Here is a 22,038-nt window from a genome sequence, read left to right on the forward strand (position 1 = left end):
GAAGAGTCTGGAAAGTCTCATCAAAGAGGGTGATAATCCCGTAAGCGAAATCCAAGTGAAGCCTAGCAGTATCCAGAGTACCACGAGACACGAGAAACCTTGTGGGAAGCCGGGGGACCACCCCCAAGCCTAAATACTCCTCGGTGACCGATAGCGCATAGTACTGTGAAGGAAAGGTGAAAAGAACCCCGGGAGGGGAGTGAAAGAGAACCTGAAACTCTATGTTTACAAGCAGTGGAAGCGCCATATGATGCGCAACCGCGTACTTTTTGTAGAACGGTCCGGCGAGTTACTAGCTGTGGCAAGGTTAAGTACCAGGAGGTACGAAGCCGAAGGGAAACCAAGTCTGAATAGGGCGCCAAAATAGTCATTGTTAGTAGACCCGAAACCGGGTGACCTACCCATGTGCAGGATGAAGTTACCGTAAAAGGTAATGGAGGTCCGAACTCACATCTGTTGAAAAAGGTGGAGATGACGTGTGGGTAGCGGAGAAATTCCAATCGAACCCGGAGATAGCTGGTTCTCCTCGAAATAGCTTTAGGGCTAGCGTTGATAGGAGTCTAATGGAGGTAAAGCACTGAATTGCCTAGGGGGCCCACAAGCTTACCGAAGCATATCAAACTAAGAATGCCATCAAGATACCGTCAGCAGTCAGACTACGAGTGATAAGACACGTGGTCAAAAGGAAAACAGTCCAGACCATCAGCTAAGGTCCCCAAGTGTGTGTTAAGTGGAAAAGGATGTGAGATTTCGAAGACAACTAGGATGTTGGCTTAGAAGCAGCCACTCATTCAAAGAGTGCGTAATAGCTCACTAGTCGAGAGATCTTGCGCCGAAAATGTCCGGGGCTAAAACACACCACCGAAGCTATGGAATTCACAATAGTGGATTGGTAGAGGAGCGTTGTAACGACGCAGAAGCAGTACCGTAAGGAGCTGTGGAGTAATTACAAGTGAGAATGCCGGAATGAGTAGCGAGATACAAGTGAGAATCTTGTAGGCCGAATATCCAAGGTTTCCAGAGTAAAGCTGATCTGCTCTGGGTAAGTCGGGACCTAAGGCGAGGACGAAAGTCGTAGTCGATGGACAACTGGTTCATATTCCAGTACTACCTATTATCAGAACTGCAGGGACGCAGGAGGATAAGCAAACCCAGGAATGGTATCCTGGGCCAAGCACAAAGTCGCACCTAACAGGCAAATCCGTTAGGCGAGGATGAAGTGTGATGGGGATCGAAATAAAAGTAGAGAAGTTGCTGAATCCACACTGCCGAGAAAAGCTGCTATTGCGTGATAGGTACCCGTACCGTAAACCGACACAGGTGGATGAGGAGAGAATCCTAAGGCCGACGGGAGAAGCGTTGTTAAGGAACTCGGCAAAATGACCCCGTAACTTAGGGAGAAGGGGTGCCTACTTAGGTAGGCCGCAGAGAATAGGCCCAAGCAACTGTTTAACAAAAACACAGGTCTTTGCTAAACCGAAAGGTGATGTATAAGGGCTGACGCCTGCCCGGTGCTGGAAGGTTAAGGGGAGAGGTTAGTCTAAGGACGAAGCTTTGAACTTAAGCCCAGTAAACGGCGGCCGTAACTATAACGGTCCTAAGGTAGCGAAATTCCTTGTCAGGTAAGTTCTGACCCGCACGAAAGGCGTAATGATTTGGGCACTGTCTCGACAGCGCACCCGGTGAAATTGTAGTACCAGTGAAGATGCTGGTTACCCGCGACAGGACGGAAAGACCCCGTGGAGCTTTACTGTAGCTTGATACTGAGGTTGGGTATTACATGTACAGGATAGGAGGGAGACTGAGAAATCTGGACGCCAGTCTAGGTGGAGTCGCCGGTGGGATACCTCTCTTGTAATACTTAACTTCTAACCATGGCCCGTTACCCGGGTCTGGGACAATGTCAGGTGGACAGTTTGACTGGGGCGGTCGCCTCCTAAAGAGTAACGGAGGCGCTCAAAGGTAACCTCAGAATGGTCGGAAACCATTCGAAGAGTGCAAAGGCATAAGGTTGCTTGACTGCGACACCGACGGGTGGAGCAGGTACGAAAGTAGGACTTAGTGATCCGGTGGTATGAAAGTGGGATTGCCATCGCTCAACGGATAAAAGCTACCCCGGGGATAACAGGCTTATCTCCCCCAAGAGTTCACATCGACGGGGAGGTTTGGCACCTCGATGTCGGCTCATCGCATCCTGGAGCTGAAGCAGGTTCCAAGGGTTGGGCTGTTCGCCCATTAAAGCGGTACGCGAGCTGGGTTCAGAACGTCGTGAGACAGTTCGGTCCCTATCCGTCGTGGGCGCAGGAAATTTGAGTGGAGCTGTCCTTAGTACGAGAGGACCGGGATGGACGGACCACTGGTGCATCTGTTGTCTTACCAAAGGCATAGCAGAGTAGCCAAGTCTGGATCTGATAAACGCTGAAGGCATCTAAGCGTGAAGCAGACCACAAGATAAGATTTCCCATCCGAAAGGAGTAAGACCCCTTAGAGACTATGAGGTAGATAGGTTGGAGCTGTAAGCATGGTAACATGTTCAGGTGACCAATACTAACGGTTCGAGGGTTTGACCTAGATAAAACGGTTAAACAAGTTGTAGTATTTGTTTTTGAAGGTACGAGAGAACAAAGCACCCATGAGGGTGTTTTTTTTATACTTAGAAAGATTTAGTGGACACTTTATTTGATCTTTTTTATTATGTATCTGTTACATTTTCTGCAATAGGTTATTGTAATTTCTTTATTATATTTTTTTAATGAAGTAGTACACTTAATATAAAAAAGCTGATCAAAAGCTTAAATCAATATAGAAGAGAAGATAGATGTTAAGATTTAAGCAGGAATGATTTAAATATGACAACATGAGTATTAGACAAAGGAGAATCACGATGAGTGCATATATCAGTTTCAAGGATATAAAAAAGACTTATGAAATGGGAGAAGTACAAATTAATGCTGTAGATGGAGTGAGTTTTGATATTGACAAGGGAGAGTTTGTTATTATAGCAGGGAGTAGTGGGGCTGGAAAAAGCACAGTCCTTAATCTTTTAGGTGGAATGGATATTCCTACATCTGGGGAATTAATAGTAGATAATGTAAATATTAGTTGCTTTAATAAGAAACAACTTACAAATTATAGAAAAGATGATATTGGTTTCGTATTTCAATTTTATAACCTAGTTCAAAATCTAACAGTTAGAGAAAATGTAGAGTTAGCTACGCAGCTAATTAAGAATCCCTTAGATATAGAGGAAATTTTAGATGCAGTGGGCCTAAAGGAGCGTAAAAGCAACTTTCCTTCTCAACTCTCAGGAGGGGAACAACAAAGGGTAGCCATTGCAAGAGCTATTGCTAAAAATCCGAAGTTGTTACTTTGTGATGAACCAACAGGCGCATTAGATTATAACACCGGTAAAGCCGTTCTTAGTTTACTTCAAAAAATGTGCATGGAACTGCATATGACCGTAGTAGTTATTACTCATAATTTAGCTCTAACACCAATGGGAGATAAAGTTATATATATGAAGAATGGTAAAGTAGAGCGTATTATACTTAATCCTGAACCGACACCAGTAGAAAGGATTGAGTGGTAATGAGAAAGAGTGCATTAATTAAGGATACACTTCATGAAATTCGTAAATCTCTAGGACGCTTTTTTTCTATTATGGTCATTGTAGCTTTAGGGGTAGCATTTTTGGCAGGTATCAAGGTAAGTGCACCTATGATGAGGGATACAACAGATCAATACATGGACAATTATCACATGATGGATCTAACAGTGATGTCTACACTGGGAATAGAGGCAAGTGATATAGAAGCACTAGGTAAGTTAGGTGAAATAAAAAGTATAACGGGCAGCTATACAATAGATACTCTAGCAACTATAGAAGGTAGCCAAAAGGTAGTTAAAGTTCATAGTCTACAATCACTTTCACCAGAAGATGATAATTTTATTAATAAGCCAAGATTAATAGAAGGTAGGTGGCCTAGTGCTCCTAATGAGTGTTTAATTGATGGGACACAACTTACTAGATTGCCTCTTGAAATAGGGGATTCTATTACATTAAGTACCGGCACTGATGAAGACATAAGTGATGTTTTAGAAAACAATCAATACAAAGTAGTAGGGGTAATGAATTCTCCATATTATATGCACTTTGAAAGAGGTTCGGCAGAAATAGGAAATGGTAGTGTGTCTAGCTACATTTACATTCCAGAAGAAAATTTTAAGAGTGATATTTATACAGAACTGTTTATTACTTTAAAAGATACCGAACAGTTAGATAGCTATAGTGATGCTTATACTACTTTAATTGATGATTTTAAAGCTAAATTAGAACTTATCATGGAAGAAAGAGCAGCAGTTCGTTATGAGAAACTCTTAAGTGATGGAAAGGCAGATATCACAGGAGGAGAAGCAAAGTTATTAGAAGAAAAAGAAAAGGCTAATCAAGAGTTAGCGGATGCAGCTCTAGAAATTGAAAAAGCAGAACAAGAAATTACTAATAAAGAACAAGAGTTACAAGATGGAGAAGCGGCAGCAGAAAAAGGTTTTAAACAAGCAGAAAGAGCTATTAGTGAAGCTGAAACCACCATCCAGGAGAAACAAAGAGAATACGAGGAAGGACTATCCCTTTTTAATTCTCAAAAAGAAACGATTCAAAAACAGTTAGATGAGGTTAAGTTAGCGCTAGATGTAGGTAATGAGGAGTTACAAGGGTTGGAAGCTACTTTACAAAGCGTGGAAGAAAAGTTACTAGCCTCAGAAGGAGCGGAAAAAGAAACTTTAGTCGAACAAAAGCAAACTATAGAATTGCAAATAGCAACTTTGGAGAAAGTATTAGAAACAAAAAAACAAGCCTATGATGAAGGTCTCTCAGAGTTTACAGTCAAGGAACAAGCCTTAATAGCTACTAAGGCTGCTTTAGAAAAAGGCAGGAATGAAATTACTAAGCAAAAAGCTGCACTAGAAAGTAAAAAAGCGACTACCTATAATCAGTTAACATTTGGAAAGCAACAATTAGAAGAAGCGAAAATCACTCTGCAAGAAGGAAAAGAAAAGTATGAGTCATCTAAGGCAGAAGCAGAAGAAAAGTTTAAAGAAGCTGAAAGTGAGTTAATAAAAGGGAAAGAACAACTAGAAAATCTAAAAGAGCCGAAAGTTTATGTACTAGGACGTGAAGCTAACTACGGTACCGCTAATTACAAAAATGCTGTAGATACAATTGAACGTATCGGACAAGTATTCCCTATATTTTTCTTCGTAGTAGCAGCTCTTGTATGCTTAACGACTATGACACGGATGGTGGATGAACAACGTATTACTATTGGAACTTATAAAGCTTTAGGGTATAGTTCATTTGCAATTATGAGTAAGTATATTTTATATGCAGGGATTGCAAGTGCTATTGGTAGTATATTAGGGATTATAGTTGGATTTAAACTTTTTCCTAATACTATTTATGGGGCTTATGGGATGATGTTTACCACACCACCTCTTATTGATAAGATTTATCCAGGTGAAGCCTTATCAGCAATTACGGCAATGATAGCATTAACGGTTTTGGCAGCAGTATTTACTACTATTAAAGAACTTAAAGAACAGCCATCAGAATTAATGAGACCTAAGGCGCCAGCTAATGGAAAACGTATTTTATTAGAACGTATTCCATTTATTTGGAAGAGAATGAACTTCTTTCAGAAGGTAGTAGCACGTAATATTTTTAGATACAAGAAGAAATTCTTCATGACTATTATTGGAATTGCTGGATGTACAGCACTACTTGTTGCTGGATTAGGATTAAAACAATCCATCATAAGTATTGTAGGAAGACAATATGGTGATATTTTTAGATATGATTTAGAAGTAACAGTTAAAGAAGGTAGAGCTGATAATATAGAGGGCGAGACTTATATTAAAAATTTCTTTGAGGTAAGCAAAGAAAATATTAAAGCAATTTATGGTGAAGAGCAACGAGAGACGACCTTGTTAACGATTCCTGACTTATCACACATATCAGAGTTTATTAATCTAAAAGAGAGAGAATCGCAAGAATCACTAACTTTAGAGGATAACGGTGTTATTATTTCAGAGAAGCTAGCTAAGCTTTTAAAGGTAGGAAAAGGAGATACTATTCAGTTTGAGAGCAGTGATTTAGTAATCTATGATGTAAAGGTTATCGGCATAACAGAAAATTATGTAGGACATTATATATATATGACAGAGGACTATGCAAAACAAATAAGAACAAACATACCGAGCGCTAATCAACTTTTAATTCATTTAGTAGATTCAAGTGGCAGAAATGAAGAAGCTATCTCAAATAAGTTAACACAAAATGAAAATGTTGTTTCATTTGCTTTTACTACTAAACACGCAGACAGCTTTAATAGTATGACATCTAGTTTAGATACAGTTGTTATTATTCTTATTGTATCAGCGGCGTTATTAGCTTTTGTTGTACTTTATAATCTAACAACTATTAATATTAGTGAACGTTATAGGGAGATAGCAACTATTAAAGTATTAGGATTTAATGATTATAAAGTATCACAATATATTTATAGAGAAAATATTATGCTGACATTAATGGGTTCATTGTTAGGATTGATATTAGGAAAGGCACTTTTTGTATTCATTATTGTAACAGCAGAAATGGAGGATTTAATGTTTGGTAGAGAGCTTTATGCTTCAAGTAATATCACAGCTATTGTTCTAACCTTTATTTTTGCTATGTTAGTGAATATTATTATGCATTTTAAGCTTCAAAAAATTGAAATGGTAGAGTCCCTTAAGTCAGTAGAATAAATTACTAGATTAAAAGTGTTAGTATGAGTATGATGAATAGCTTAACGTTTATATTTATAATAGAATATAACTAGATTATTATTAACACCTCTAACAATTTCTATTAAGGTTTTGTACGATATAAATAAACTTTAAAGAAGGAATAATGCTTTCTTTCGAAATCCTGTGTGAACAAATAGCCCTTAGCCCTTAGGTTAAGGGCTATAATAATATGTCCATCATCTAAGGTGGTCTCTAAATACGATAGAGTGGTAAAAAGAATATAGAAGAAAAAGGAGGTAGAAAAAACTATTAATCTAATGGAGAAAGGAAATAGTAAAATAATGAATTAAAATCATTAAATCTGTATACAATAAGTTTTGCCATTACTAACTAAACACTATTACAATAGAACTTTTTGAAACATATAATGTAAGACATAAAGAAAGATAAAAAAGTTGTAAAAAGGTGTTGACTTATGAAAGGTAATACTGTATTATTAAACGAGTCAGCGGTTGAAAAACCAAAGATAACAAATGAACTTTGAAAACAAAATAGTAACTATAAACCAGTCGATTCATTACGTCTCTAATAAGAGATGAGAATCAGTACAACTTGTACTAAGTAAAATAGTCAGTAGTAGAGATACTACACGGACAAACTTTTATATGAGAGTTTGATCCTGGCTCAGGATGAACGCTGGCGGCGTGCTTAACACATGCAAGTCGAACGAAGTGATAGGAGCTTGCTCCTAGAACTTAGTGGCGGACGGGTGAGTAACGCGTGGGTAACCTGCCCTATGCAGGGGGATAACGTTTGGAAACGAACGCTAATACCGCATAAACTATCGGTAATCGCATGATTATTATAGTAAAGATTTATCGGCATAGGATGGACCCGCGTTGGATTAGCTAGTTGGTGAGATAACAGCCCACCAAGGCGACGATCCATAGCCGGCCTGAGAGGGTGAACGGCCACATTGGGACTGAGACACGGCCCAAACTCCTACGGGAGGCAGCAGTGGGGAATATTGCACAATGGGCGCAAGCCTGATGCAGCGACGCCGCGTGAAGGAAGAAGGTCTTCGGATTGTAAACTTCTATCAGCAGGGAAGAAAAAATGACGGTACCTGACTAAGAAGCTCCGGCTAACTACGTGCCAGCAGCCGCGGTAATACGTAGGGAGCGAGCGTTATCCGGATTTACTGGGTGTAAAGGGTGCGTAGGCGGTTTGTTAAGTCAGAAGTGAAATTTAGGGGCTCAACCTCTAAGCTGCTTCTGAAACTGATGAACTAGAGTGTGGGAGAGGAAAGTGGAATTCCGAGTGTAGCGGTGAAATGCGTAGAGATTCGGAGGAACACCAGTAGCGAAGGCGGCTTTCTGGACCATAACTGACGCTGAGGCACGAAAGCGTGGGGAGCAAACAGGATTAGATACCCTGGTAGTCCACGCTGTAAACGATGAATGCTAGGTGTCGGGGCTTACGGGTCTCGGTGCCGAAGTTAACACATTAAGCATTCCACCTGGGAAGTACGATCGCAAGATTGAAACTCAAAGGAATTGACGGGGACCCGCACAAGCGGTGGAGCATGTGGTTTAATTCGAAGCAACGCGAAGAACCTTACCTAAACTTGACATCCCGATGACCGAAGGGTAATGCCTTCTTTCCTAGCTTGCTAGGACATTGGTGACAGGTGGTGCATGGTTGTCGTCAGCTCGTGTCGTGAGATGTTGGGTTAAGTCCCGCAACGAGCGCAACCCCTATCTTTAGTAGCCAGCATTAAGTTGGGCACTCTAGAGAGACTGCCAGGGATAACTTGGAGGAAGGTGGGGATGACGTCAAATCATCATGCCCCTTATGTTTAGGGCTACACACGTGCTACAATGGCTGCTACAAAGGGAAGCGATCTCGCGAGAGTCAGCAAACCTCAAAAAAGCAGTCCCAGTTCGGATTGTAGTCTGCAACTCGACTACATGAAGTTGGAATCGCTAGTAATCGCGAATCAGAATGTCGCGGTGAATACGTTCCCGGGTCTTGTACACACCGCCCGTCACACCATGGGAGTTGGGGGGGCCCAACGCCGGTGACCCAACCCTTCGGGGAGGGAGCCGTCTAAGGCAAAACCAATAACTGGGGTGAAGTCGTAACAAGGTAGCCGTATCGGAAGGTGCGGCTGGATCACCTCCTTTCTAAGGATAGAAATCGAAGGTTTAATAGTTACTGTTTTGCTTTGAGAGTTCATCGCTAGATGTAACTATCAAAGCACCGAACCGAAGTGAAACGGCGGTGAGGTGTTGCTTAAGATCTAGTGTAAAATTGAATTCTAATAAATTTGTGGTGATGATGCGCTTAGGGGAAACACCCGTTTCCATTCCGAACACGTAGGTTAAGACCTAAGCGGCTGATGGTACTTGTCGGGAGACTGACTGGGAGAGTAAGTGGTTGCCACATTTATGGGGGTTTAGCTCAGTTGGGAGAGCACCTGCCTTGCACGCAGGGGGTCAAGGGTTCGAATCCCTTAATCTCCACTGTCCAAATAATGGACATGATTGTACTAAATGTACTACTTGTACTTTGAAAAACAAATACTACAACAATTATAGATTTGTAAGTTATAGCAATATAACTTGCGCCTAACGATAAATGTACACGCATTGTATAATGCAAAAATGTTTGTCGGGGTGTAAAATCTACAATTTAACCGATATAGTCAGAAATGACTTAAAACATTCTTTGTTTTTATCAGAAATGATAATTAACAAGGCACCAATCATGTGAAAACATGATTAGACCGCTCAATAATGAGCAATAGGTCAAGCTACTAAGAGCGTAGAGTGGATGCCTTGGCACCGAGAGCCGATGAAGGACGTGATAAGCTGCGAAAAGCTACGGGGAGTTGCAAATAAACCTTGATCCGTAGATATCCGAATGGGGAAACCTGGCAGAGCAAACCTCTGTCATCCTATAGCCAATCCATAACTATAGGAAGGGAACGAAGGGAACTGAAACATCTAAGTACCTTCAGGAGGAGAAAGAAACATCGATTTCCTAAGTAGCGGCGAGCGAAAGGGAAACAGGCCAAACCAGATTACTTGTAATCTGGGGTTGAGGACTGCGTCATGGCAAGACTGCGGATAGCTGAAGAGTCTGGAAAGTCTCATCAAAGAGGGTGATAATCCCGTAAGCGAAATCCAAGTGAAGCCTAGCAGTATCCAGAGTACCACGAGACACGAGAAACCTTGTGGGAAGCCGGGGGGACCACCCCCCAAGCCTAAATACTCCTCGGTGACCGATAGCGCATAGTACTGTGAAGGAAAGGTGAAAAGAACCCCGGGAGGGGAGTGAAAGAGAACCTGAAACTCTATGTTTACAAGCAGTGGAAGCGCCATATGATGCGCAACCGCGTACTTTTTGTAGAACGGTCCGGCGAGTTACTAGCTGTGGCAAGGTTAAGTACCAGGAGGTACGAAGCCGAAGGGAAACCAAGTCTGAATAGGGCGCCAAAATAGTCATTGTTAGTAGACCCGAAACCGGGTGACCTACCCATGTGCAGGATGAAGTTACCGTAAAAGGTAATGGAGGTCCGAACTCACATCTGTTGAAAAAGGTGGAGATGACGTGTGGGTAGCGGAGAAATTCCAATCGAACCCGGAGATAGCTGGTTCTCCTCGAAATAGCTTTAGGGCTAGCGTTGATAGGAGTCTAATGGAGGTAAAGCACTGAATTGCCTAGGGGGCCCACAAGCTTACCGAAGCATATCAAACTAAGAATGCCATCAAGATACCGTCAGCAGTCAGACTACGAGTGATAAGACACGTGGTCAAAAGGAAAACAGTCCAGACCATCAGCTAAGGTCCCCAAGTGTGTGTTAAGTGGAAAAGGATGTGAGATTTCGAAGACAACTAGGATGTTGGCTTAGAAGCAGCCACTCATTCAAAGAGTGCGTAATAGCTCACTAGTCGAGAGATCTTGCGCCGAAAATGTCCGGGGCTAAAACACACCACCGAAGCTATGGAATTCACAATAGTGGATTGGTAGAGGAGCGTTGTAACGACGCAGAAGCAGTACCGTAAGGAGCTGTGGAGTAATTACAAGTGAGAATGCCGGAATGAGTAGCGAGATACAAGTGAGAATCTTGTAGGCCGAATATCCAAGGTTTCCAGAGTAAAGCTGATCTGCTCTGGGTAAGTCGGGACCTAAGGCGAGGACGAAAGTCGTAGTCGATGGACAACTGGTTCATATTCCAGTACTACCTATTATCAGAACTGCAGGGACGCAGGAGGATAAGCAAACCCAGGAATGGTATCCTGGGCCAAGCACAAAGTCGCACCTAACAGGCAAATCCGTTAGGCGAGGATGAAGTGTGATGGGGATCGAAATAAAAGTAGAGAAGTTGCTGAATCCACACTGCCGAGAAAAGCTGCTATTGCGTGATAGGTACCCGTACCGTAAACCGACACAGGTGGATGAGGAGAGAATCCTAAGGCCGACGGGAGAAGCGTTGTTAAGGAACTCGGCAAAATGACCCCGTAACTTAGGGAGAAGGGGTGCCTACTTAGGTAGGCCGCAGAGAATAGGCCCAAGCAACTGTTTAACAAAAACACAGGTCTTTGCTAAACCGAAAGGTGATGTATAAGGGCTGACGCCTGCCCGGTGCTGGAAGGTTAAGGGGAGAGGTTAGTCTAAGGACGAAGCTTTGAACTTAAGCCCCAGTAAACGGCGGCCGTAACTATAACGGTCCTAAGGTAGCGAAATTCCTTGTCAGGTAAGTTCTGACCCGCACGAAAGGCGTAATGATTTGGGCACTGTCTCGACAGCGCACCCGGTGAAATTGTAGTACCAGTGAAGATGCTGGTTACCCGCGACAGGACGGAAAGACCCCGTGGAGCTTTACTGTAGCTTGATACTGAGGTTGGGTATTACATGTACAGGATAGGAGGGAGACTGAGAAATCTGGACGCCAGTCTAGGTGGAGTCGCCGGTGGGATACCTCTCTTGTAATACTTAACTTCTAACCATGGCCCGTTACCCGGGTCTGGGACAATGTCAGGTGGACAGTTTGACTGGGGCGGTCGCCTCCTAAAGAGTAACGGAGGCGCTCAAAGGTAACCTCAGAATGGTCGGAAACCATTCGAAGAGTGCAAAGGCATAAGGTTGCTTGACTGCGACACCGACGGGTGGAGCAGGTACGAAAGTAGGACTTAGTGATCCGGTGGTATGAAAGTGGGATTGCCATCGCTCAACGGATAAAAGCTACCCCGGGGATAACAGGCTTATCTCCCCCAAGAGTTCACATCGACGGGGAGGTTTGGCACCTCGATGTCGGCTCATCGCATCCTGGAGCTGAAGCAGGTTCCAAGGGTTGGGCTGTTCGCCCATTAAAGCGGTACGCGAGCTGGGTTCAGAACGTCGTGAGACAGTTCGGTCCCTATCCGTCGTGGGCGCAGGAAATTTGAGTGGAGCTGTCCTTAGTACGAGAGGACCGGGATGGACGGACCACTGGTGCATCTGTTGTCTTACCAAAGGCATAGCAGAGTAGCCAAGTCTGGATCTGATAAACGCTGAAGGCATCTAAGCGTGAAGCAGACCACAAGATAAGATTTCCCATCCGAAAGGAGTAAGACCCCTTAGAGACTATGAGGTAGATAGGTTGGAGCTGTAAGTGTAGTAATACATTGAGGTGACCAATACTAACGGTTCGAGGGTTTGACCTAGATAATAAAGGTTGAATAGTTGTAGTATTTGTTTTTGAAAGTATGAGAAGAGAGCACCCGAGAGGGTGTTTTTTTGCTATGTAAAATAATTAACAAAGAGAGAAGTTTATAGTATACTATTAGAAACATGTACTATATAGATGTTAAGATGACCGGTTACTAATATAAATAAGAATGGAAGTAAAATAAATTAAGGCAGGTAACTAATAATAAGAAAGTATATAAGGTAGGCGATACAAATGAGCAAAGCAGAAGAAAACAAACGAAGAAAGCAGGAAGCTTTGTTTAACACAGCTTTTGAGCTTTTTACTACAAAAGGTATTAATAATACGGCTATTAGTGATATTGTAGAAAAGGCGGGAGTAGCCAAAGGAACCTTCTATTTATATTTTAAGGACAAATATGATATTAGAGATAAGCTTATTGTAAGAAAGACAAGTTTTCTTTTTATGCAAGCTATTTCTAGATTAAGAGATAGTGGAGTGATAGATTTTGAAGGACAAGTACTTTTTGTTATTGATGATGTAATAGAGCAATTAAAGAAGGATAAAGTATTATTAAGAATGATTTCGAAAGATTTATCATGGGGGGTTTATAAGAAAGTTCTCTCAAAATCATTAAATGATGAGAATCAAGAGGAACTAAGTTACTACCATCTTTTCATGCAAAGCGCTAATAAACAAGATTTTAAATTTAAAGATGCAGAAATTACTTTATTTTTAATAATAGAGCTAGTAGGAAGCACAGCGTATAATTCTATATTATTTGAGCAACCGGTACAGATAGATGCTTTAAAACCTTATTTATATGAAAGTATTAGACAAATTATTAGATCTGGAAAAGCTTAAAAAAGGAAAATAACCTGATTATCTATAAGATAATTAGGTTATTTTTTTACACTTTAATTATTGACCAATAGTCAGTTTGGTGATAAAGTATCTTTAATGACTTTTGGTCATTAATTGAAGTGGTATAGATTATAAGGAGAAAAGGTTAATGTTGTACCAAATATTTTTAAAGAGGTGATTTTATGTATCAGTTTGGGAAATGGGTTAGTAAACATCGTGTATTAGTTATGATTATAGCTATCATTTTAGCTGTTCCATCTGTTTTTGGACTTATTTATACAAGAACTAATTATGATATTCTGGCATATTTACCTGATGATGCAGAGTCTGTACAGGGACTTAAAGTAATTGATGAGGCTTTTGGATCAACGGGTATAGGTATGCTAGTTTTTGAGAATGCACCAGATAAGGAGATTGATAAGGTAGTAGAAAAGATTAAACACGTAGATGGAGTAGGATCTGTATTATGGTTAAGAGACTTGGTAGATAATGTTATTCCTGTTGAGATGTTACCAGATGAGTTGGCTGAAATGGTTTATAGAGATGAGTATACTTTAATAGCTATTAATCTAGAGGGTTCAACGGCAGAAGATAGGACTCTAGCAGCAGTAAATTCTATTGAACAAATTGTAGATGAAAGTAAGCAAGCATATAAGTTCAGCGGATTATCACCCATTATCTCAGATATGATTAATGTGGCCAATTCAGAGAAAGGATTGTATATATTACTTGCCGTTATTTTATCTACCATTGTACTGGCATTAGCTCTCAAGTCAGTTTTTATTCCAGTGATATTCTTAATCGGTATAGGTTTTGGTGTTTTATATAATATGGGAACTAATTATTTCTTGGGTGAGATATCTTATATTACTAAAGCTATAGCGGCAGTACTTCAATTAGGTGTAACAATGGATTTCTCTATTTTCTTGTTCCATAGATATGAAGAAGAGAGGGAAAGTTATGATCATATAGAAGCTATGGCAAGGGCAATTAAATATACTGCTACTTCTGTGTCTGCAGCAGCACTTACTACAATTGCTAGTTTCTTAGCACTAATTAGTATGAAACTCACCCTAGGTCAAGATATAGGAATTGTTATGGCAAAAGGTGTACTGTTAGGTGTGATTTGTACACTTACTATATTACCTTCACTAATCTTAATATTTGACCCACTTATTCATAAGTTTCAACATAAGACAATTTTACCAGAGTTTGATAAGTTTAGTGATGTCATAACAAAGAAACCTATTATTATGGTACTTATTGGATTGATACTTGTTATTCCGGCAGTATATGGTCAGATACATACTGAAGTCTACTATAAAGTAGATAGAGGTTTACCACAGGATATGAAGTCAATAGTAGCTTTAAATGAAATGAAAGATGTTTATGATATGCAAGCCACACATTTAGTGGCTATTAATGAAAATGTTCCAGAGTCAGATGCTAAGGAAATGATTAATCGTATTAAGGAAGTACCAGGTGTGAACTGGGTTATAGGTTATGAAGATATTGTGGGTCCAATGCTCCCAAAAGAAATGTTACCAGAAGAAGCTAAAGAAGTTTTCTATAATGGTGGATATGAAAGAATATTTATTAATTCTTCTTATGCTGTTGCAACAGATGAAGTTGCCGAACAAATGAAAGAGATTAAAGACATTATGAAAGAGTATGATCAAGATGCTTATATGGCAGGAGAGGCACCCTTAACAGATGATCTTATTAATATTTCTAATGTTGACTTTAAGAATGTTAACATTCTTTCTGTTTTAATTGTACTTATTATTATTGCAATATCCTTTAAATCTATTTCACTACCTATTATTTTAGTAGGAGTTATAGAATTAGCTATTTCTTGTAATATGGGTATTCCAGCTTATACAGGTACGGTTATATGTTTTATTTCTTCTATTGTTATAGGTTGTGTTCAATTAGGATCAACAGTAGATTATGCCATTCTTTTGACGAGTAGATTTAAAGAAGAATTAGCCGTAGCAGATGATAAGAAAGAAGCTATGAGGATAGCATTATCATCCACTGCTAAATCAATAGTAACGAGTGCCTTATCTTTCTTTGGTGCGACAGTAGGAGTGACAATGATCTCACGAATTGATATCATCTCATCTCTTACAGGTATGATGGCAAGAGGGGCATTAATTAGTATGGCAGTGATCTTATGTATTTTACCTTCAGTACTTTTAATATGCGAACCACTAATTCGTAAAACCACCTTTAAGTGGTGTGAAAATTAATAATAAATATAAGAGGGGTGTAAGTTATGAAATTAGCGAAAAGATGTGAAAAGGTTTTAATAATGAGTATGGTAGCTGCAATGATTGCACCATCTACCTTTGCAGCAACTAAAAATGAAATGGTATTTGTAACGGCAAACAGCCAAGGAGAAACACAAAAAATTATTGTAAGCAACCATCTTGAAGTTAATAATGAAACAGAAGTCAAGGATATTTCTGAACTTGAAAATATTATAAATTTAAAAGGGGATGAAGTACCTACTAAAGATGGTAACAATCTGACATGGCGGACAAATGGTAAGGATATTTACTATCAAGGAGAAACAACAAAAGCATTACCAGTAGAGACCGAGGTGACTTATGTATTAGATGGGAAAGAGATGGCACCTGAAGAATTAAGCGGTAAAAGTGGACATTTAAAAATAACAGTTAAACAAACTAATACAGTTAAAGCAAAAAAAATAATAGAAGGTAAAGAGCGTGAACTGTATGCACCATTTTATTCACTTGGTATGATTATGCTAGATGCAGATGTAATGCAGAATATAGAGATTACAAATGGTAAATTATTAAGTGATGGCTCTAGAAAAGCTGTAGTAGGGGTTATACTTCCTGGAATGTCAGAGAATTTAGGGAATAAAGGAATAGACCTAGTATCAGATACTATAGAAATAGAAGGAGATGTAGAAGAGTTTTATTTAGCACCTATTTACATTTCTACATCAGCTAATTTACCAGAACTTAGTGATATTAAAGGGTTAGAAGAATTTGATAATATGACCGAAAACCTTAATAAATTAGTCAGCTCAGGTAACCAATTAGTAAAGGGCTCAACTACACTTTTTAGTTCGATGAGTTTATTTAATACCAAGATAAAAGAATTCCAAAGTGGTATGAATAATTTTATTAATGGAGCAGGACAACTTACTTCTGGTATTAGTAGTTTGCAGGGAGGAGCCATAAAGTTAAACACAGGGGCTAATAGTTTATATGAAAATAGTGTAGCTTATGCGAATAAAGGAAAAGAGTTAGTAGCAGGCGTTGATAAACAGACAGCCGCTATCAATAGTTTAAATGATGCATTAGCTCAAGTTTTATCCACTTTGTCAGATGATTTACCTCAAAAGGCGGCTTTAACACAAATTAGTGGTGGAATGAGTCAATTAAAAGAAAGTTCAATGACCCTTGGTACAGGTCTTAGTTCGTATATCAATAAAGCTAACGATTTAGCAGTAGGTGCAAAAGCTTTAGAAGATGGTAGTAAAAGTTTGGTAGAAGGACTTAATTCAGCAGTGGAAGGAACTAAAACACTTGAACAAGGAAGTGGAAAGCTAACAAGTGGAATGAATTCCTTAGTAGATGCAACTGGTCAGTTAGAAGAGGGAGCAAAAACATTAGCTACTGGCATGAATGAATTCAATAAGGAAGGAATATTAAAATTAAAGGAGGGAGTATCAGATAAGCTTAATAGTTTAAGTGAATTTCTAGAGATTAAAGATGCCTTAGTAGAAATAGCTAAAGACTATACAACCTTTACTGGAAATAATGAAGCCAATGATAGTAAGGTAGAATTTGTTGTTAAAATTGAAGGAGTGGATAGAATGGTAGTAGAGGATAAAACTACGAATATAGCTGCAAATGAAACTAAGGTTTCTGTAGAAAAGAAAGGGTTCTTAGAGAGTATTAAAGAATGGGTTAAAGAAAGCTTAGCATAGAATAAGGAAAGATAGGATTAGACTGTTGGAATCAACAAGTAATCCTATCTTTTTTTAGTTTAGTTTGTGTAACAAGGTAGAGTGAAGGAGTCAATGATGTATGATAAGATATAACCTATAGACAGCTTTTTCATGATAGACAATGCCATAGAAAGGGTAGAATCTACTAAGTGAGATATGTATATAATAGATTCTTTTTATAGTAGACTAAATCATGAAATCCATGAGCTTTGAACAGTAATTTCCCAAGTGGAATTCATATAGGTAATAGTTGAATTATTGTAACCAATAGAGCCTAGCCCACTACGCCATTTAGAGGCATTAAATGTGAAGGTGGAATCATTTTCAATAGGCGTATCTTCTATATTAATGAGGATGCCATTAGGAAAGTAGAGTTGGTCTTCTAAGATGTAGCCATCTTTTTTTAAGTCTTCAAAAGTAGAGTCTATAATTTCTAATTCATATACATTTTTAAGCTTTTCCAACAAAAGAGTTTTTTCATAAGAGGTAATATTACACATTTTAGTAGTATCTATTGCTAAGATAGAAATTTCGTCGTTAAGTCCAGGATCTTCTTCATAGAGTTTATTGATGATGGACATATAGGCATTCACGATACTGTCTTGATTTATAGATGTAATTGAAGTACTACTTGAAGTAGAAGGAAGTAAAGGTTTGGTTGCTTCAACTAAATCGTAAAATCCTGATTTATGAACATCTTCGTTAGCATAAGGCTTAATAAGAGATAAAACCTGGTCAAGAGACGAATTACCTTTATAAGAAGAGTTTCTTAGAAGCATGCTATATTCAGCTACGGCAGCAGCAAAAGTAATATTGGTGTTAGATTGTGTTAGTGAAGGCGAAAACTTAGCAGAAAGTAAACGACTTTCATTAGAATCAGGAGCCTTATAACGAAGTTTGATAAGACCATATTCATCTGCTATGGGAATGGTAGTATCATCATAATAGTCAACTACTTTAGACTTGTTGGTAGTGCTAGCATTAGGCATAATTTCATATAATGCAGTGACATTATGACCGGCTCCAATTTCACCAGCATCTACAGAATCATTATCAAAATCCTCTTTATTAAGAAGCCTATTTTCATAGCCGATTAATCGATAAGATTCAACTTTATCTGGATTGAAATCAACTTGAATTTTAACATCTTTAGCGATAGTAAATAATGTACCTGTTAGTTGTTCACCTAATACCTTTTTTGCTTCTTGCAAAGAGTCAATATAAGCATAATTGCCATTACCATGATCAGCTAAACTTTCCATTTTATCATCTTTATAATTCCCCATACCTAATCCTAAAACAGATAAAAAAATCCCTTTTTCACGTTTTTTCTCAATAATTCTAATGAGATCAGATTCACTATTAGGACCGACATTAAAATCACCATCAGTTGCTAAAATAACTCTGTTATTACCATCTTTAATAAAGTGTTTTTCAGCTAATTCATAGGCCATGGCAATTCCTTCAGCACCAGCAGTAGAACCACCGGCTTCAAGGGACTCTAAAGCTTCATTAATAAGAGACTCATCATTACCAGCTACACCATCTAGGACAACTCCAGAGGCTCCGGCATATACAACAATAGAAATGCAATCACTTTCCTTAAGATTAGAGGTTAGGATATTAAAGGATTTCTTTAATAAGGGTAGTTTATTGGTATCAGACATAGAACCGGATACATCTAGTAAGAAGACTAAGTTACTAGGTGGAACTTCATCAGGCTGTAGATGTTTCCCTTGTAGTCCAATAAGAAGAAGTTGGCTAGATTCATTCCAAGGACAAGGCATCATTTCTTGGGAAAGTGAAAATGGAATATTGTCTGTAGGTTCAGGATAGATATAGTTAAAGTAATTTATAAGTTCCTCTGTACGAATAGCATCTACAGGAGGTAACTCTTGATTGGTAATAAACCGCCTAACGTTACTGTAGGAAGCTGTATCTACATCGATAGAAAAGGTGGAGAATGTTTCATCTATTGTTTTAATAAAAGGATTTTCTGTAAAGCTGTTATAGCTTTCAGAGTTAAAAACTATAGGAGCTGTTTCTTCGATATCAGCAGTTGCAGACTCAGCAGGTGCAAGATAAGATATAGAAGCATTAGGAGGCTGGCTAGTAGCTGAATGAGAGGAGCAGCCTGTCAGAGAAAGACCTAGAAGTAGAGTAAGTGGTAAATAGGGGGATCTTTGAATATTATTTAGTTTCATAGAAATAATCACCTCTTTTATTAATTAACTTATGATATATTAGACGTAAGTAGACTGAGCATGTTCCAATTATTCTGAAAATATATAAATAAAATTTAAGGAAGTGCTGTTTTTTAAATAGTGGTAAAGATACACTCTTTTAGAGAGAAGCCTTAGAATTGGTTGTTAAATAGGATAGGTTTAATTAGGGTATTTAGTGTAATATGAATAGCAATGCTTTTTTTGTAGCTATATACTGCATGAAAAATAAAAGCGATATTAAAAAAAATAAATAAAGTTGTTGACAGGAGGAGCGGTTTGAGTTATTATATTACTTGTCGCTGGGAAAAGGCGACAACAATTTTTGGCGGCGATGCGATTAGAGGAAACACCCGTTCCCATTCCGAACACGATGGTTAAGCTCTAAACGGCCGATGGTACTTGTCGGGAGACTGACTGGGAGAGTAGGTGGCTGCCAAATTTTTAATTAAAAAAATGGTGATGATAGATTTACTTAGTCGGAACTAAGTAAAAGTAATCTCTCAAAAGCAGAGTTAATTATAAATGAATGCGGGTGTAGTTCAATGGTAGAACTTCAGCCTTCCAAGCTGACTACGTGGGTTCGATTCCCATCACCCGCTCTAACAAGCAAAAAGCCATGAGGATATCTCATGGCTTTTTTGTTTTGCTCTTATTTATGTACTGGGAAAATATCTAGCTAGATTCTACATTAAATAAGGTTTATGAAGATTAGTAATTATTTGGCCAGAGGTATTAAAAGGATATTTATGAATAAAAGTTGATGAACAGGGATTAAAAAGATTCGGCTATATTAGCTTCATTAGTGGTATATGTATTGGAAACAAGATTATTAACAAAATCCCAATCTACTATAAGATGCTTAATAACTTTGGTAGTAGAGTAATTATTTTTATCATTTAATACATGAGTACTAAGAGTCAGATAATTTAGCCCTCCATCTTTGGAACGGTAAAGTTCAGCGGATACATAGTTCACTTTTGCATTAGTAGAATTTAAACGAGAGTAAAGGAATAGAGCATTAGGGTCTTCTTCGATGCTTCTAGACACATCAGCTAAATTAAAATAAGCAAATTTAAAAGTAGTATCATATTTAGTTGCCCATGTGTTATCTTTTTCAACAAAGGGAATATCAATTTCAGAGTGAAAAATAACAGAAAAGCAAAAATAGAAGAGGATAATTTCACCGATCCATATAATCCAGAGAAAAATGCCTGTTATATTACTTCCTTTGGAAAGACCCCACGTTCCCACGCTGTTAACATAGCATATTGTTGACCAGAACTCAGAGGGATTTAAAAGAATATTTTTCATAGTAGAAAAGAAAGGCAGGGATTCACTAGAAGCAAATAGGTTGTAGATATACATAGCCCATTTGATGATAGTAACACCGATAAAACCAATTAAGATAGAAATAGTCCCGAAGATGGGTGAATGCATTTTTAAGACTTTGGCAACCTGACCTACAATACCACCTAGAATCATACCTGCCCCTACAGGTATTAAGAGATTCAAATAAATCAAAGGTATTTTATCCTCTAGCCATAAATAAGGCCAACTTAAAGCAGAACCTATAATTAAGGTGACTAATAAGACGGCTATAAAAGCCAGTGGTGAAAAGGTGTTTTTAACTTTATAATATTTTGTTTCCATTTAAAGCCCCCCAATAATATTTTATCTATTTAATAGTATCATGAGGATGCAAAAAAATCAAAATATTTAAAAATATTTTGATTTTTAGGGGAATATAGAGATTAAAGTAGAATATCTACATAAACACCTTTAAGTAGCTCGTATTCTGTACTAGTAAGTCGTACAGGAAGGGGCATAAGTTGCAGCACAGGATGTGCAATAGCATAAAGACGGTTACATTCTGTACAAGCTAAGGCATGAGGTGGAGAAGGTGGATAGATGTTATAAATATATCCCATACCTAAATCTATATCTTTAGGAGGATGAGCAGTGGTAATATCTAAAAGGATTTCAGCTAAAAGTTGCTCAGCAGTCTTCGGAGGATCTGGATAAGGAGATCTTGTTTTTATTGGTTTAGAAGGAGAGGATTCTTTGGATGAAGATATTATAGGACCAGTATCTTCGGTAGAGTTAACCATTTCAGTTGTCTTATTTATTATTTCAACTTTGTCTATTTCATTTATTGAATCTGCTTCAGGGTTTTCAATTACTTCTTCAGGAAAGCTTAAATAGGAAGTAGTTGAAGTAGGAAGAGCCGAATCATAAAGCTGCTTATTGATATCAGCTAATTCATTAGGGGTTAAATAAGTACGGCTAGAAAAATCTGTAGGAGGAACAAGTCCCTCAGCATGAGCCATAATATGATTACAGGTTTCGCAAGTTAATAGACCTAATTGCTTTAGCTTTTTTTCCCCTAGGAAGTTTGTAAGCTGTTGTAATTTATATTCAAAATGGGACATGATACAGAACCTCCTTAGTTATAATAATATATATATCGTACAATATTATAG

At 38.6% G+C, this 22,038-nt stretch carries 8 protein-coding genes, 2 tRNA genes and 5 rRNA genes (1 of these 15 cut by a window edge); 12 read left to right on the forward strand and 3 right to left on the reverse strand.

What is annotated here, in order from left to right; translation table 11 throughout:
• The 10 genes from EKH84_RS03220 to EKH84_RS03265 all read left to right on the forward strand — a co-directional run.
• Positions 1-2,571, forward strand: a 23S ribosomal RNA gene (locus EKH84_RS03220); it begins 329 nt to the left of the window's first position.
• A 313-nt stretch (positions 2,572-2,884) separates the two neighbouring features.
• Positions 2,885-3,589 (forward strand): ABC transporter ATP-binding protein, encoded by a 705-nt coding sequence (locus EKH84_RS03225; RefSeq protein ID WP_127065127.1) that lies wholly within the window; start codon positions 2,885-2,887, stop codon positions 3,587-3,589.
• Entirely contained in the window at positions 3,589-6,804 is a 3,216-nt protein-coding gene (locus EKH84_RS03230; RefSeq protein WP_127065128.1) for an FtsX-like permease family protein, read from the forward strand. The genes EKH84_RS03225 and EKH84_RS03230 overlap by 1 nt, the downstream gene beginning before the upstream one ends.
• Before the next feature lie 643 nt (positions 6,805-7,447).
• Positions 7,448-8,972 (forward strand): 16S ribosomal RNA (locus EKH84_RS03235).
• A gap of 144 nt (positions 8,973-9,116) precedes the next feature.
• Positions 9,117-9,234, forward strand: a 5S ribosomal RNA gene (rrf, locus tag EKH84_RS03240).
• Between the two features lie 4 nt (positions 9,235-9,238).
• Positions 9,239-9,311, forward strand: a tRNA-Ala gene (locus EKH84_RS03245).
• 283 nt (positions 9,312-9,594) lie between these two features.
• Positions 9,595-12,497 (forward strand): 23S ribosomal RNA (locus EKH84_RS03250).
• Together the 16S, 23S and 5S rRNA genes with 1 tRNA gene alongside form the textbook arrangement of a ribosomal RNA operon.
• 239 nt (positions 12,498-12,736) lie before the next feature.
• Positions 12,737-13,345 (forward strand): TetR/AcrR family transcriptional regulator, encoded by a 609-nt coding sequence (locus EKH84_RS03255; protein WP_127065129.1) that lies wholly within the window; start codon positions 12,737-12,739, stop codon positions 13,343-13,345.
• 182 nt (positions 13,346-13,527) lie between these two features.
• The gene (locus tag EKH84_RS03260; protein WP_127065130.1) at positions 13,528-15,597 is read left to right on the forward strand and encodes an efflux RND transporter permease subunit; all 2,070 of its coding nucleotides are present in this window, start codon (positions 13,528-13,530) and stop codon (positions 15,595-15,597) included.
• 26 nt (positions 15,598-15,623) lie between these two features.
• Positions 15,624-17,312 carry a hypothetical protein gene (locus tag EKH84_RS03265; protein ID WP_127065131.1) on the forward strand — a complete coding sequence of 563 codons (1,689 nt, stop codon included), beginning with the start codon at positions 15,624-15,626 and terminating at the stop codon, positions 17,310-17,312.
• Positions 17,313-17,524: 212 nt separating this feature from the next.
• On the opposite strand, the gene EKH84_RS03270 is transcribed toward EKH84_RS03265, so the two are convergent.
• The gene (locus EKH84_RS03270) at positions 17,525-19,537 is read right to left on the reverse strand and encodes a vWA domain-containing protein (protein WP_127065132.1); all 2,013 of its coding nucleotides are present in this window, start codon (positions 19,535-19,537) and stop codon (positions 17,525-17,527) included.
• A gap of 342 nt (positions 19,538-19,879) precedes the next feature.
• Here EKH84_RS03270 and rrf (EKH84_RS03275) point away from each other — a divergent pair.
• Both rrf (EKH84_RS03275) and EKH84_RS03280 read left to right on the forward strand, forming a co-directional pair.
• Positions 19,880-19,997, forward strand: a 5S ribosomal RNA gene (gene rrf / locus EKH84_RS03275).
• A gap of 89 nt (positions 19,998-20,086) precedes the next feature.
• Positions 20,087-20,157 (forward strand) — tRNA-Gly (locus EKH84_RS03280).
• 172 nt (positions 20,158-20,329) lie between these two features.
• Here EKH84_RS03280 and EKH84_RS03285 read toward each other — a convergent pair.
• On the reverse strand, positions 20,330-21,208 hold the full coding sequence (locus EKH84_RS03285) for a hypothetical protein (protein ID WP_127065133.1): 879 nt from the start codon (positions 21,206-21,208) through the stop codon (positions 20,330-20,332).
• Positions 21,209-21,309: 101 nt separating this feature from the next.
• Entirely contained in the window at positions 21,310-21,987 is a 678-nt protein-coding gene (locus tag EKH84_RS03290) for a hypothetical protein (protein ID WP_013655126.1), read from the reverse strand.
• Between the last annotated feature and the right edge of the window lie 51 nt (positions 21,988-22,038).

The organism is Cellulosilyticum sp. WCF-2 (genome assembly GCF_003990395.1).
Lineage (GTDB): Bacteria > Bacillota > Clostridia > Lachnospirales > Cellulosilyticaceae > Cellulosilyticum > Cellulosilyticum lentocellum.

Coding starts and splice junctions, on each gene's coding strand:
- EKH84_RS03225 (WP_127065127.1), top strand. CDS start 2,885: ATGAGTGCATATATCAGTTTCAAGGATATAAAAAAGACTTATGAAATG.
- EKH84_RS03230 (WP_127065128.1), top strand. CDS start 3,589: ATGAGAAAGAGTGCATTAATTAAGGATACACTTCATGAAATTCGTAAA.
- EKH84_RS03255 (WP_127065129.1), top strand. CDS start 12,737: ATGAGCAAAGCAGAAGAAAACAAACGAAGAAAGCAGGAAGCTTTGTTT.
- EKH84_RS03260 (WP_127065130.1), top strand. CDS start 13,528: ATGTATCAGTTTGGGAAATGGGTTAGTAAACATCGTGTATTAGTTATG.
- EKH84_RS03265 (WP_127065131.1), top strand. CDS start 15,624: ATGAAATTAGCGAAAAGATGTGAAAAGGTTTTAATAATGAGTATGGTA.
- EKH84_RS03270 (WP_127065132.1), bottom strand. CDS start 19,537: ATGAAACTAAATAATATTCAAAGATCCCCCTATTTACCACTTACTCTA.
- EKH84_RS03285 (WP_127065133.1), bottom strand. CDS start 21,208: ATGGAAACAAAATATTATAAAGTTAAAAACACCTTTTCACCACTGGCT.
- EKH84_RS03290 (WP_013655126.1), bottom strand. CDS start 21,987: ATGTCCCATTTTGAATATAAATTACAACAGCTTACAAACTTCCTAGGG.